Origin of the sequence: Pseudoxanthomonas sp. PXM04, assembly GCF_014851695.1 — a bacterium.
Lineage (GTDB): Bacteria > Pseudomonadota > Gammaproteobacteria > Xanthomonadales > Xanthomonadaceae > Pseudoxanthomonas_A > Pseudoxanthomonas_A beigongshangi.
On sequence record NZ_JACVAG010000007.1, the window covers coordinates 65,492 to 79,040 of the forward strand.

General features: G+C 67.5%; 12 protein-coding genes. 10 read left to right on the plus strand and 2 right to left on the minus strand.

Annotated elements, in window-relative coordinates; genetic code table 11:
* Positions 1–5: 5 nt before the first annotated feature.
* Both IB228_RS16695 and IB228_RS16700 read left to right on the plus strand, forming a co-directional pair.
* Entirely contained in the window at positions 6–1,085 is a 1,080-nt protein-coding gene (locus tag IB228_RS16695; RefSeq protein ID WP_183638569.1) for a sulfate/molybdate ABC transporter ATP-binding protein, read from the plus strand.
* A 134-nt stretch (positions 1,086–1,219) separates the two neighbouring features.
* Complete coding sequence (locus IB228_RS16700; protein WP_183638566.1) at positions 1,220–2,029, plus strand: TorF family putative porin; 810 nt, start codon at positions 1,220–1,222, stop codon at positions 2,027–2,029.
* A gap of 136 nt (positions 2,030–2,165) precedes the next feature.
* Here IB228_RS16700 and tdh read toward each other — a convergent pair whose 3' ends face one another.
* Positions 2,166–3,200 carry an L-threonine 3-dehydrogenase gene (tdh, locus tag IB228_RS16705; RefSeq protein WP_183638563.1) on the minus strand — a complete coding sequence of 345 codons (1,035 nt, stop codon included), beginning with the start codon at positions 3,198–3,200 and terminating at the stop codon, positions 2,166–2,168.
* 207 nt (positions 3,201–3,407) lie between these two features.
* Between tdh and IB228_RS16710 the strand changes: the two genes are divergently transcribed.
* The 8 genes from IB228_RS16710 (at position 3,408) to IB228_RS16745 (ending at position 12,278) form a co-directional block, all read left to right on the plus strand.
* Positions 3,408–5,579, plus strand: a complete 2,172-nt coding sequence (locus tag IB228_RS16710) for a S46 family peptidase (RefSeq protein ID WP_192199263.1) — start codon at positions 3,408–3,410, stop codon at positions 5,577–5,579.
* 124 nt (positions 5,580–5,703) lie between these two features.
* Entirely contained in the window at positions 5,704–6,348 is a 645-nt protein-coding gene (locus tag IB228_RS16715) for a histidine phosphatase family protein (RefSeq protein ID WP_183638557.1), read from the plus strand.
* Between the two features lie 21 nt (positions 6,349–6,369).
* Positions 6,370–6,948 (plus strand): hypothetical protein, encoded by a 579-nt coding sequence (locus IB228_RS16720; protein ID WP_183638553.1) that lies wholly within the window; start codon positions 6,370–6,372, stop codon positions 6,946–6,948.
* A 2-nt stretch (positions 6,949–6,950) separates the two neighbouring features.
* A complete protein-coding gene (gene folC, locus IB228_RS16725; protein ID WP_192199264.1) occupies positions 6,951–8,228 on the plus strand; it encodes a bifunctional tetrahydrofolate synthase/dihydrofolate synthase in 1,278 nt (425 codons plus the stop codon).
* Positions 8,229–8,295: 67 nt separating this feature from the next.
* Positions 8,296–9,288, plus strand: coding sequence for an SPOR domain-containing protein (locus tag IB228_RS16730; protein WP_192199265.1), 993 nt, complete (start codon positions 8,296–8,298; stop codon positions 9,286–9,288).
* 16 nt (positions 9,289–9,304) lie between these two features.
* Positions 9,305–9,892, plus strand: a complete 588-nt coding sequence (locus IB228_RS16735) for a CvpA family protein (protein WP_225562510.1) — start codon at positions 9,305–9,307, stop codon at positions 9,890–9,892.
* A gap of 21 nt (positions 9,893–9,913) precedes the next feature.
* A complete protein-coding gene (gene purF / locus IB228_RS16740) occupies positions 9,914–11,383 on the plus strand; it encodes an amidophosphoribosyltransferase (protein ID WP_183638541.1) in 1,470 nt (489 codons plus the stop codon).
* A 76-nt stretch (positions 11,384–11,459) separates the two neighbouring features.
* Entirely contained in the window at positions 11,460–12,278 is an 819-nt protein-coding gene (locus IB228_RS16745; RefSeq protein WP_192199267.1) for a ferritin-like domain-containing protein, read from the plus strand.
* Positions 12,279–12,671: 393 nt separating this feature from the next.
* Here the strand turns inward: IB228_RS16745 and lpxH are convergent, their stop codons facing one another.
* A complete protein-coding gene (lpxH, locus tag IB228_RS16750; protein ID WP_183638535.1) occupies positions 12,672–13,421 on the minus strand; it encodes a UDP-2,3-diacylglucosamine diphosphatase in 750 nt (249 codons plus the stop codon).
* Between the last annotated feature and the right edge of the window lie 128 nt (positions 13,422–13,549).

Sequence of the window (13,549 nt, forward strand, 5' to 3'; positions counted from 1 at the left end):
GAAGCATGGGCATCACCATCGAACACGTGGGCAAGCAATTCGGCGATTACGCGGCGCTGCAGGACATCCGGCTGGAGGTGCGGCAGGGCGAACTGCTGGCGCTGCTGGGGCCCTCCGGATCCGGCAAGACCACGCTGCTGCGGATCATCGCCGGACTGGAACACGCCGATCGCGGCCGCGTGCTGCTGGACGGCGAGGATGCGGCCGGGCTGAGCGTGCAGGCACGCCGGGCCGGTTTCGTCTTCCAGCACTATGCGCTGTTTCGCCATCTCGACGTGGCCGACAACATCGCCTTCGGCCTGCGGGTCCGGCGCGGTGCGCAGCGCTGGCCCGAGACGCGCATCCGTGCGCGCGTCGAGGAACTGCTGGCGCTGGTGCAGTTGGAAGGGCTGGGCGGGCGCTATCCCGCGCAACTGTCCGGTGGCCAGCGGCAGCGGGTGGCGCTGGCGCGCGCGCTGGCGATCGAACCACGCGTGCTGCTGCTGGACGAGCCTTTCGGCGCGCTTGATGCCCAGGTACGCCGCGATCTGCGCCGCTGGCTGCGTGAACTGCACGATCGCACCGGCCTGACCACGCTGTTCGTCACCCACGATCAGGAGGAAGCGCTGGAGCTGGCCGATCGGGTGGCGATCCTCAACGGCGGCAAGCTGGAACAGGTCGGCACCCCGGCCGAGGTCTACGACGCGCCGGCCTCGCCCTTCATCTATTCCTTTGTCGGCGCGGTCAATCGCTTGCCCGCGCACTGGCACCAGGGCGAGCTGCGCGCGGAGGGCGGAACCCTGTCGCCGGGCGGACGCGCAGGCGGCGAAGGTGCGGCGGAACTGTTCGTGCGGCCGGAGGACCTGCGCGTGGATCCGGCCGGCCGCGGCTGGCCGGCGACGGTACTGTCCGGCCAGCGCAACGGACCGCGCCTGCGCCTGCGGGCGGAACTGGCCGGCTCGGGCCGGGAGGTGGAGGTGGAACTGCCGGCCCACGAGGCTGGTTACGCGGCCGGGCAGCGCCTGCATCTGGTGCCGGCGCGGTTCGGCTGGTTCCCCGCGAACGTGGACGGAGCTGGGGGCGGAATGGCGGCTTCGGGCACTTGACGGCGGCGATTGTTGCATCGCAATATCCGGCAGACGGTTAAAAAACCGTAAACACGTGCTTCAGGCACGTGTCCAAGGTCGGAGTGGGACCGGCCTGCGCGATCAACGCCGATACCAACCTGGAGAGAGCCCGGATGAAGCCAGTCAAATTGTGTACCGCCCTTGCCGTCGCCCTGTTGGCGGCGGTTCCGTTCGTTTCGTTTGCGCAGGAGGCCGCGGCGGAAGCCGAGGCCGAGTCCGAATCCCCCGTCACCTGGTCGGTCGCGGTTACCACCGACTACGTCTTCCGTGGCGTTTCCCAGACCGACGAAGGTCCCGCCTTTCAGCCGGGCCTGACCTACACCGCGCCGTTCGGCCTGTACGTGGGCGTGTGGGGCTCCAACGTCGACTTCGGCGATCCGGATCCGGAAGCCGGGCTGCGTGGCCCGAACTTCGAACTCGATGCCTTCGTCGGCTACAGCTACGACTTCAACGACAGCTGGAACCTGGACGTCAGCGCGGTCCGCTACACGTATCACGGCGCAAGCTCCGGCGTGCCGAGCGGCGACTACAACGAGTACATCGCCAAGCTCACCTGGGCCGGCCCGGTGGAAATCTCCGGCATGCTCGCCTACGCGCCGGACTACGGCGATCTGACCCCGAAGGCCAAGGAGAGCTATGCCAATCTGGCCGCCGCCTACGAGTTCGGCGAAAGCGGTTTCTCGGTCGGTGCCTCGGTCGGCTACACCTCGATCGACAACGGCGAGGAATGGATCGAGGGCGAGCGCTTCAACTATGGCGTCACCGATTACTTCGACGGTGCGCTGACCCTCAACAAGACCTTCGGTCCGGCCACCGCGACCCTCGGTTACTACACGACCTTCGGCTCCGATGCCGACGTGCTGAAGGCCGATGGCGACATCTACGACAACCGGGTCGCGCTGACGATCAGCATCGGCAACTGAGTCTGCCGCATGCGGGCAAGGAAAAAGGGCGCCGCAAGGCGCCCTTTTTTGCGGTTGGCTGTTGCGAAGCACCTTCGGTGCTCGCCCCCATCCGCCTTCGGCACCTTCCCCCGCTCGCAGGGGAAGGAACCAGGACTCAGGTCCAGCTCAGTACGACCTTGCCGGCCTTGCCCGCTTCCATCAGGTCGAAACCCTTCTGGAACTCGTCGATCGGCAACTGATGGGTCAACACCTTGCCCAGCGGGAAGCCGGACAGCACCAGTTGGGTCATCTTGTACCAGGTCTCGTACATCTTGCGGCCGTAGATGCCCTGCACGGTCAGGCCCTTGAAGATGATCCGATCCCAGTCCACGCCGGCGCCCTTGGGCAGGATGCCGAGCAGGGCGATCTTGCCGCCGTGGTACATGCAGTCGAGCATGTCGTTGAACGCGCGCGGGTTGCCGCTCATTTCCAGGCCCACGTCGAAGCCTTCCATGTGCAGGTCGGCCATCACCTCCTTGAGCGAGGTGTTGGCGACGTTGACCACGCGGGTGGCGCCCATGTCGGCGGCCAGTTTCAGGCGATAGTCGTTGACGTCGGTGACCACCACGTTGCGTGCGCCGATGTGCTTGCAGATGCCCGCTGCAATGATGCCGATCGGACCGGCGCCGGTGATCAGCACGTCCTCGCCGATGACGTCGAATTCCAGCGCGCAGTGCGCGGCGTTGCCGTAGGGATCGAAGAACGCGGCCAGCTCGCTGGGGATCTGGTCCGGAATCGGCCACAGGTTGCTGGCCGGCATCACCATGTACTCGGCGAATGCGCCGTCGCGGTTGACGCCGATGCCGACGGTGTTCGGGCACAGGTGCGGGCGCCCGCCGCGGCAGTTGCGGCAGTGGCCGCAGACGATGTGGCCTTCGGCCGAGACGCGCTGGCCGACCGTGTAGCCGGTGACGCCGGGACCGATCTGGGCGATGCGACCGACGAACTCGTGGCCGATCACCAGGCCCGGGCGGATGGTGCGCTGGCTCCATTCGTCCCACAGGAAGATGTGCAGGTCGGTACCGCAGATGGCGGTCTTCTCCAGCTTGATCAGCACTTCGTTCGGACCGGGCTGCGGCACCGGCACCTCTTCCAGCCAGATGCCCTTGGCCGCTTCGCGCTTGACCAGCGCCTTCATCATTTGCGTCATGGAATGTGTTCCGGACCGGGACGGTGAGGGCGCGGATTATACGCGGGCGGCCGGAACCGTATGGTAAGGCGCCGCCCGTGCGGGCTTTCGTTCCGTCGGGTGCCGGGGCGCGCGCGGGGCGCCCACGGACCTAGGCCGAAAGTCATGGTCGGCCCGACGGCCCCGACCGTTACAATCTAACGCTCATTTTTCCGAGGGGATGTACCCATGCGCCTTAACCTGCTTGCTGCCTCACTCGCCGTGGCCTGCCTCGCGCCGGCCGGCCTCGCCCATGCCGGAGAGGGCATGTGGGTGCCGCAGCAACTTCCGGAGATTGCCGGCCCGCTGAAGAAGGCCGGCCTGAAACTGTCGCCGGAGCAGTTGTCCAACCTGACCGGCGACCCGATGGGCGCCGTCGTCGCGCTGGGCGGCTGCACCGCCAGCTTCGTCTCCCCGCAGGGCCTGGTGGTGACCAACCACCACTGCGCATACGGTGCCATCCAGCTCAACTCGACCGCCGAGAAGAACCTGATCAAGGACGGCTTCAACGCCCCGACCCTGGCCGACGAGGTCAGCGCCGGTCCGAACGCCCGCGTCTACGTGCTGGACGACATCAAGGACGTGACCGCCGAGGCCAAGGCCGCGATCGCCGCCGCCGGCAACGATCCGCTGGCGCGTACCCAGGCCTTGGAAGCGTTCGACAAGAAGCTGGTCGCCGACTGCGAGGCTGAAGGCGGCTTCCGCTGCCGCCTGTACAGCTTCTCCGGCGGCAACACGTACCGGCTGTTCAAGAACCTGGAAATCAAGGACGTGCGCCTGGCGTACGCGCCCCCGGGCAGCATCGGCAAGTTCGGCGGCGACATCGACAACTGGATGTGGCCGCGCCACACCGGCGATTTCTCGTTCTACCGCGCCTACGTCGGCAAGGATGGCAAGCCGGCCGCGTTCTCCAAGGACAACGTGCCGTACCAGCCCAAGCATTGGCTGAAGTTCGCCGACCAGCCGCTGGGCGCCGGTGACTTCGTGATGGTGGCCGGCTATCCGGGTTCCACCAACCGCTATGCGCTGGCCACCGAATTCGACAACACCGCCAGTTGGACCTACCCGACCGTCGCGCGCCATTACAAGGCGCTGATCGAAATGGTGAAGGCGGCCGGCAAGACCAACCCGGACATCGCGGTGAAGTACGCCAGCAGCATGGCCGGCTGGAACAACACCAGCAAGAATTTCGAGGGCCAGCTGGAAGGCTTCAAGCGCATCGACGCCGCCGGCCAGAAGCATGCCGAGGAGACCGCGGTGCTGAACTGGCTCAAGGGCCAGGGTGGCCAGGGCAAGGCGGCCCTGGACGCGCACGCCAGGCTGGTGGCGCTGGCCGAGCAGGCCAAGAGCACCCGTGATCGCGATCTGGTGGTCGGCCAGTTCGGCAACAGTGGCGTGATCGGCGTGGCGAGCACGCTGTACCGCCTGGCGATCGAGAACGAAAAGCCCAACGCCGAGCGCGAATCCGGTTACCAGGAACGCGATCTGCCGGGCATCGAAGGCGCGATGAAGCAGATGGAGCGCCGTTACGTGCCGGCGATGGATCGCCAGATCCAGCAGTACTGGCTCAACGAGTACGTCAAGCTTCCGGCCGCCCAGCACGTGGCCGCGGTCGACGCCTGGCTGGGCGGCAATGACGCCGACGCGGTCAACCGCGCGCTCGACAAGCTGGCCGGCACCCAGCTGGGCAACACCGAGGAACGCCTGAAATGGCTGAAGGCCGATCGCAAGGCGTTCGAGGCCAGCAACGATCCGGCCATCCAGTACGCGGTGGCGGTGATGCCGACCCTGCTGAAGCTCGAACAGGAGCGCAAGACCCGGATGGGCGAGGCGCTGGTCGCGCGCCCGGTGTTCCTGCAGGCGCTGGCCGATTACAAGAAGAGCCAGGGCGAGTTCGTCTATCCGGACGCCAACCTGTCGCTGCGCATCACCTTCGGCAACGTGATGGGTTACGAGCCCAAGGACGGCGTGGCCTACACCCCGTTCACCACCCTGGAAGGCGTGGTGGCCAAGGAGACCGGGCAGGATCCGTTCGACTCGCCGAAGGCGCTGCTGGATGCGGTCAAGGCCAAGCGCTACGGCGGCCTGGAAGACAAGCGCATCGGCTCGGTGCCGGTGAACTACCTGTCGGATCTGGACATCACCGGCGGCAACTCCGGTTCGCCGGTGCTGGACGCGAACGGCAAGCTGGTCGGCCTGGCCTTCGACGGCAACTGGGAATCGGTCAGCTCCAACTGGGTGTTCGATCCCAAGATGACCCGCATGATCGCGGTGGACGGCCGTTACCTGCGCTGGATCATGCAGGAGGTCTACCCGGCGCCGCAGCTGCTGAAGGAAATGAACGTTCCCGCGGCGAAATAAGCGGTAACCAAATGGTCTGACCTTCGAAAAAAGGGCGGAACCGGGCGACGGGAGCGGTATGATCCGCTCCCGTTGCCGTTTCCGGGGTTGGAAATGGCGCTCCCCCAGCCGGAATCCCCCACGCATGCGCATCCTGCTTGCCCGCCACGGCGAAACGCCGTGGAACGCCGAAGGCCGCTACCAGGGCCAGATCGACATTCCCCTTTCACCCATTGGTGAATCGCAGGCGCAGGCGCTGGGCCAACGGTTGCAGGATCTTCCGATCTCCCGCGCGGTGGCTTCGCCGCTGACCCGCGCGGCCACCACGGCCCGCTACGCGCTGGGTGCGACGCGTGCCGATATGCTGACCACCGACGAGGATCTGCAGGAAATCGCCCACGGCGAGTGGGAAGGCCTGCTGGCCAGCGAAATCCACGAGAAGGATCCGGCGCGCCTGCAGGCGTGGCGCGAGGAACCCGACACGGTGCTGATGCCGGGCGGCGAATCGTTGCGGCAGGTGCTGGACCGCTCGTGGCGTGGACTGGCGCGCGCGGCAGAAGGCCTGGGTGATGGCGACACCCTGCTGGTGGTCGCGCATGACGCGGTGAACCGGGTCATCCTGTGTCGCGTGCTCGGCCTGCCGATCGCCAAGCTGTGGACCTTCCGCCAGGCGCCGACCACCCTGAACCTGCTGGAAGGCCCGGACGTGGAGCGGCTCGAAGTGGTGCGCCTGAATGATTGCGCCCACCACACGCCGTTCTTCGGCGAAGCCAAACACCGCGCGCTGTAACCCGCTCGCAGGGCGTCCGGCATGGGCTGGAAGCAGGGCGCGTTCGGCACCGAACAGCCGACCCGCGAACAATGGATCAGCACGTCGGCGGCAATAGCGGTGCTGATCCTCGTGTTCGTCGGCATGTTCGTCGACTTCGCACCGGCGCCGGCATTGCGGGGTATCCACGTGGCGGTGATCTTCCTGATCGTCGGCGTGATCGAGACCGCGCTGCTGTTCGCCCATGCCAGCCGCAAGGGACGCATGGGCCAATTCGTGGATCGGGGCCTGCTCCGGTTCCTGTTCCTGCTGCTGGCCATCCCGTTGATGCTGGGCTTAGTTTCCTGGCTGATCGCCATCAAGACCCTGCCGTGGGCGTTCACCCGCGTCTTCGGCAACGAAGTCCGCGAAATCCACGCGATGGAAACCCGCTACAGCCGCAGCCGCCGTTCCTGCGACCATCGGCTGTACGGCGGCCCGATGGAAGGCGCGTTTCCCTCCTATCTGTGCATCCGCGAAGCGTTCTACGATCGTCATCCGAATCAGCAGGTCGAGGTCGTATTGGCCGGCCGCCGCTCCGCGCTGGGTTTCAGCATCCAGCACGTCTACTCACAGGATTGAACATGGTTTCCTCTCTTCCGCAGACCCTCGATGACTGGCTCGCCTACATCGAGCGCCAGCATCCGAAATCAATCGAGATGGGCCTGGAGCGCGTGCGCGCGGTGGCCGACGCGCTGGGACTGGCCCGGCCGGCCGCGCAGGTGATCACGGTGGGCGGGACCAACGGCAAGGGCTCGACGGTCGCTTTCATCGAATCCATCGCCCGCGCCGCCGGCTGGCGGGTGGGCGCGTACACCTCGCCGCACCTGCTGCGCTACAACGAGCGCGTGCGCATCGATGGCGACGAGGCCGGCGACGCGCAACTGATCGCCGCGTTCGCCGCGGTGGAAGCCGCGCGTGGCGAGGTGCCGTTGACCTATTTCGAATTCGGCACGCTGGCGGCGTTGTGGCTGTTCCAGCAGGCGCAGCTGGATCTGGCGGTGCTGGAAGTGGGCCTGGGCGGACGCCTGGACGCGGTGAACCTGATCGATGCCGACGTCGCAGTGATCACCACGGTGGACATCGATCACGTCGACTGGCTGGGACCGGATCGCGAGAGCATCGGCCAGGAGAAGGCCGGCATCGCACGCGCATGGAAACCGCTGGTGCTGGGCGAGATCGATTCGCCGTCCAGCGTGCTGCGCCACGCCTACGCCATTGGCGCCAACGCATTGCGGCTGGGCAGCGATTTCTTCCAGGAACCGATTGACGGGCAGCGCTGGCGCTGGCGCGAGGTCGGTGCGGAACTGGAACTGCCGAATCCATCCCTGGCCGCCCCGATCCAGCGCAACAACGCCGCCGCGGCGATCGCCGCGCTGCGCGCGCTCGGCACTCCGCCGCCGGAAGCCGCGTTCGCCGAAGGCATCGCCGCGGCGCGTCTTCCGGGGCGTTTGCAGGCCTTGGTGCGCGACGGCGTCGACATCGTCGTCGACGTCGGCCACAACCCGCAGGCCGCGCGCGAACTGGCGGCATGGCTGCGCGCGCAGCCGACCGCGCCGACGCAGTTGGTCTATGCCGCGCTGGCCGACAAGGACGCGGCGGGCGTGGTGGCCGCATTCGAAGGACTCGACGTGCGCTGGCATCTGGCAGGACTGGAGCCTGGAACCGCGCGCGGACAGGACGTGGACGCGCTCGCCGCGCGACTGGGGGAGACCGCCGCCGCGAACGGAAGCCGTCACGCCAGCGTGGCCGATGCGCTGGCCTCGGCGCGGGACGGGGCGATCAACGGCTCGCGGATCCTGGTCTTCGGTTCCTTCCACACCGCCGCCGAAGCGCTGCTCGCCCTGCGTTCATCCGAATGACGGGAAGCCCGGAATCGGCACCGTATAATCCCTGCGGCATTCTCGCCGCGGCGTAGCGTGGGTTCTGATGGATACTGCTCTGAAACAGCGTCTGATCGGCGCGATTGTCCTGGTCGCGCTGGCGGTCATCTTCCTGCCGATGCTGGTCAAGGGACCGGCCCCCGACAGCGGCGTTTCGGATGTGCCGCTGAAAGTGCCCGATGCGCCCGAAGGACAGTATGAAACCCGCGAACTGCCGCTGGTCACGCCGGACGGCGCCCCCGCCAACGGCGCGGTCGGCCTGCCCGCGGCGACTCCGGCGACCTCGCCCGATGCCGCCGCGCCGGCCGATCGCGGATTGATGCCGGCGGCGACCGCCGGCGGCAACTACGCGGTCAGTTTCGGTGCCTACGCGACTGCCGCCGACGCCGATGCGGTCATCGCCCGGCTCAAGCAGGGCGGGTTGCCCGGTTACCGCGAGGCCGCCACCATCAATGGCCGCAGCGCCTACCGCGTTCGCATCGGACCCTATCCGGATCGCGCCATCGCCGAATCCCGGCGGCTGGAAGCGGTGAAGATCCGCAGCGACGTGAAGGCCCAGGTGGTGGTGCTCGATGCCGGCGCGGAGACCGCCTCGGCTCCGGCCGCCGCGACGACCACGCCCTCGGTGGCCCAGGCCGCCGCCCCGGCGCCCGCGGTGACCACCCAGGCGCTGCCGCCGGAACCGGCCAGACCCGCGCCGGCCAAGCCCGTTCCGGCGCCGGCCACGACGGCCGCCGCCGCCCCGGCCAAGCCCCCGACCGCGCCGGCGGCCAAGCCGGAGTCGCCCAAGCCGGCCGCCAGCAACGTCGGCTTCGCCGTGCAGTTGGGTGCATTTTCCAAGCCCGAGGAAGCCACCGCGCTGCGCGACAAGGTGCGCGCCGGCGGCTTCAGCGCCTTCGTCGAGCAGGTCCGCACCGACAAGGGCACCCTCAGCCGCGTGCGGGTGGGCCCGGTGGCCAGCCGCGCCGACGCCGATCAGCTGAAGGCGCAGGTGGCGGCCAAATTCGGCATCAGCGGCATGGTCCGTCCGCATCCCTGATGCCTGACGGATGCCGATGATCGACCTCGTGCTGGCCGCCGTCATCGGCGCGTCGGCCCTGTTCGGCCTGCTGCGCGGTTTCATCGGCGCACTGGCGTCGTTGCTGGCCTGGCTGCTGGCTGGGTGGGTGGCATTCCACTACGGCGCGCAGGTCGCCGGCATCCTCGCCGAGGGCGGCACGCCGGGCGCGACCGAACTGTTCGGCGGCTATGCGCTCAGCTTCATCGTGGTGATGATCGTGGTTGGCCTGGTCGGCTGGCTGGTCCGGCTGCTGGTCAAGGCGATTGGCCTGTCGGCGCTGGACCGCTTGCTGGGGCTGGCGCTGGGCCTGGCGCGCGGCGCGCTGGTGGCCTGCATCCTGATCCTGCTGGCCGGTTTCACCGACCTGCCGCGCGAGCCGTCCTGGGCGCAGTCGCGGCTGGTACCCGTGCTGCTGCCGGGCGCGCAATGGCTGAGCCGCTGGCTGCCGGAATGGACCGTATCGGAACTGGATTTTGGCTTCGGCGCCCCGGCAGGCGATAATGGCGTCCTTCCCGCCTTGCCCCCGCCGCTGGACGAAGCCGGCGCGCAGCAAGCTCCAGATTCCCCGCCAGCTTCGAACTGATCGAACCGGAGAGCGTCATCCATGTGCGGTATCGTCGGCATCGTCGGCAACCAGAATGTTGCCGGCCAGCTCTATGACGGGCTGACCGTCCTTCAACACCGAGGGCAGGACGCCGCCGGCATCGCCACCGCCGACGGCACCCGCCTGCGCGTGCACAAGGACAACGGCCTGGTCCGCGACGTGTTCAACGCCAAGGCCATGAGCGTGCTGGAAGGCCGCGTGGGCATCGCCCACTGCCGCTACCCCACCGCCGGTTCCGAGGGCATGGACGAGGCGCAGCCCTTCTACGTCAATTCACCCTACGGCATCGCCCTGGCGCACAACGGCAACCTGATCAACACCGAGGCGCTGCGCCAGGAAGTGTTCGCCCAGGATCGCCGCAACATCAACACCGAATCCGACAGCGAAGTGCTGCTGAACGTGTTCGCCCACGAACTGGACCTGCAGCGCACGCTGTCGCCGGAAACGGCGATCCGCGCGGTCGCCGGCGTGCATCGCCGGGTGCGCGGCGGCTACGCCGTGGTCAGCGTGGTGCTGGGCCTGGGCCTGGTGGCGTTCCGCGATCCCAACGGGATCCGTCCGCTGGTGCTGGGCAAGCGCGAGCACAACGAGGGCTTCGAGTACATCGTCGCCTCCGAGTCGGCGGCGCTGGACATCCTGGGCTTCCAGCGGGTGCGCGACGTGCTCCCGGGCGAGGCGCTGGTGATCACCGCGCGCGGCGAGCTGTTCTCCGAGATCTGCGCCGAGCCGAAACAACACGCGCCGTGCATCTTCGAATACGTCTACTTCGCCCGCCCGGACTCGATGATCGACAACGTGTCGGTGCACAAGGCGCGCATGCGCATGGGCGTGAAGCTGGGCGAGAAGATCCTGCGCCTGCGTCCTGACCACGACATCGACACCATCATCCCGATTCCGGATACCTCGCGCGACGCCGCGCTGGAGATTTCCAACGTGCTGGGCGTGAAGTACCGCGAGGGGTTCATCAAAAACCGCTACGTGGGCCGCACCTTCATCATGCCGGGCCAGAGCGAGCGGGTGAAATCGGTGCGCCGCAAGCTCAATCCGATCCACCTGGAATTCCGCAACCGGGTGGTGCTGCTGGTCGACGATTCGATCGTGCGCGGCACCACCTCGCAGCAGATCGTGCAGATGGCCCGCGACGCGGGCGCGCGCAAGGTCTATCTCGCGTCGGCGGCGCCGCCCGTGCGCCATCCCAACATCTACGGCATCGACATGCCGGCGGTGGACGAACTGGTCGCGCACGATCGCAGCGTCGAGGAAATCGAGAAGCTGCTCGGCTGCGACTGGCTGGTCTACCAGGACCTGGAAGACCTGGAAGCGGCGGTGCGCGAAGGCAATCCGCAACTGACCAGGTTCGATTCGTCCTGCTTCGACGGCGAGTACGTCACCGGCATCGAGTCCGGCTACTTCGAGCGCATCCAGCAGGCGCGTTCGGACGAAGCCAAGCGCAAGCGCCGGGTGTCTTGAGGGCGGGGATTGGGCATTCGGGATTCGGGAACGGCAAAAAGCCGGGAACGAATTACCTGAAGCATCCAGACTTGTCATGAGTGCTTTGCCGGGCAATCTGTTCGACGCAGCGCGCATCTGCCTGGATGCGGCGATCGTCGATGACAAAGTGGCGTTGACCCAGCGGTTCGCCGACGCCTTCCAGCGCGGCGAACTGGCGGTTCCGACGGAAGCACCGGCACCCGAACCGATCCGCATGCCGGGGCGACCGCCGCGACCGGCGCTGGTGCATCCGCGCGATCTGCCGCGTCGCGGCCTGGGCAATCCGCAGGGCAGGGCGGCCTTCATCCATGCCATCGCGCACATCGAACTCAACGCCATCGATCTGGCGTGGGATGCGGTGTATCGGTTCCGTGGCTTGCCGGCGGATTTCTACGCCGACTGGGTGGGCGTGGCCTGCGACGAATCACGTCATTTCATGCTGCTGCGGGATCGCCTGCGCGGGTACGGCCATGACTACGGCGACTTCGACGCCCACAACGGCCTGTGGGAAATGACCGAGAAGACCGCGCACGACGGCTTGGCGCGGATGGCGCTGGTGCCACGCGTGCTGGAGGCGCGCGGGCTCGATGTCACGCCGGGAATGATCGTCAAGCTGCGTGAACTGGGCGACGATGCCACCGCCGACATCCTGGAAATCATCCTGCGCGAGGAAGTCGCGCATGTCGCCGCCGGATCGCGTTGGTACCGCTGGTACTGCGAACACGCCGGCATCGAGCCGCGCGAGCGATTCCGCGAGTTGTTGAAGGAGTACGCGGGCGGCTACCTGCATGGTCCGTTCAACCTGCAGGCGCGCCTGCTGGCAGGCTTCGACGAGGACGAACTGCTCGCCCTGCAGGCGGAAGCGCAGCGTTAGCGGAACAAGCTCCGCTCTACGTGTAGCGCCGAGCTTGCTCGGCGGCGGGGGCGTTGCGGTGTGTGGACGGTGCCAGCGGAGCAAGCTCCGCTCTACGTGTAGCGCCGAGCTTGCTCAGCGGTGGGGGCGTTGCGGTGTTTGGAAGGAGCCAGCGGAGCAAGCTCCGCTCTACGTGTAGCGCCGAGCTTGCTCGGCGGCGGGGCGTTGTGGTGCGCGGACGGTGCCAGCGGAGCAAGCTCCGCTCTACGTGTAGCGCCGAGCTTGCTCGGCGGTGGGGTGTTTCGGTGCACGGATGGCATCAGCGGAGCAAGCTCCGCTCTACATGTAGCGCCGAGCTTGCTCGGCGGCGGGGCGTTTCGGCGCGCGGATGGCGTCAGCGGAGCAAGCTCCGTTCTACGGGGTGAAGGGCAGGGATTCGAGGATCCAATCGTTCGCGTCCACCCGCAGCACCGAGCCCTGTTCGTACCAGTCGCCCAGCACGATGCGCCGGCAGGCGCGGCCATCGATGCCGAGGTCGTGGATGGCGGGACGGTGGGTATGACCGTGGATCAACGTATCCACGCCAAACCGGCGCAGGGTGGCTTCCACGGTGGCCGGGGTCACGTCGGTGACGGTTTCGAACTGCGCACGGTCGTCCTGGATCATGCCCTGCTGGCGTGCCTGGCTGGCGGCGCGCGCCTGCGCGGCGAACGCCAGGCGCGCGGCCAGCGGTTGGCCGAGGAACTGTCGTTGCCAGGCCGGATCGCGGGTCTGCGCGCGGAACTGCTGGTAGGGGACGTCGTCGGTGCACAGCAGGTCGCCGTGCATCAACAGGGTCGGGCGGCCGTACAGGGTCACCACCGCCGGATCCGGCAGGATGCGCATGCCGGCGCGCCGGGCGAAAGCGTCCCCGACCAGGAAATCGCGGTTGCCGCGGATGAAGTACACCGGCACGCCGAGATCGACCACTTCGCGGATGCGGTCGGCCACGTAGGCGCCGGTTTCGGACGGGTCGTCGTCGCCGACCCAGGCTTCGAACAGGTCGCCCAGGATGTACACCGCCTCGGCCTGGCGCCCTTCGCGATGCATGAAGGCACCGAACAGTTCGGTGATGGCCGGGCGTTCGGCATCCAGGTGCAGATCGGAGATGAAGAGCGTGGTCATGGGGGGATGATAAGGCAGCCGGGATTGGGGATTCGGGATTGGGGATTGGAGGGATAGCCATTCGCGGAGGGAAACCGAAGTTTTCATGCGGTCGAGCTTTTCCGAATCCCCAATCCCGAATCCCCAAT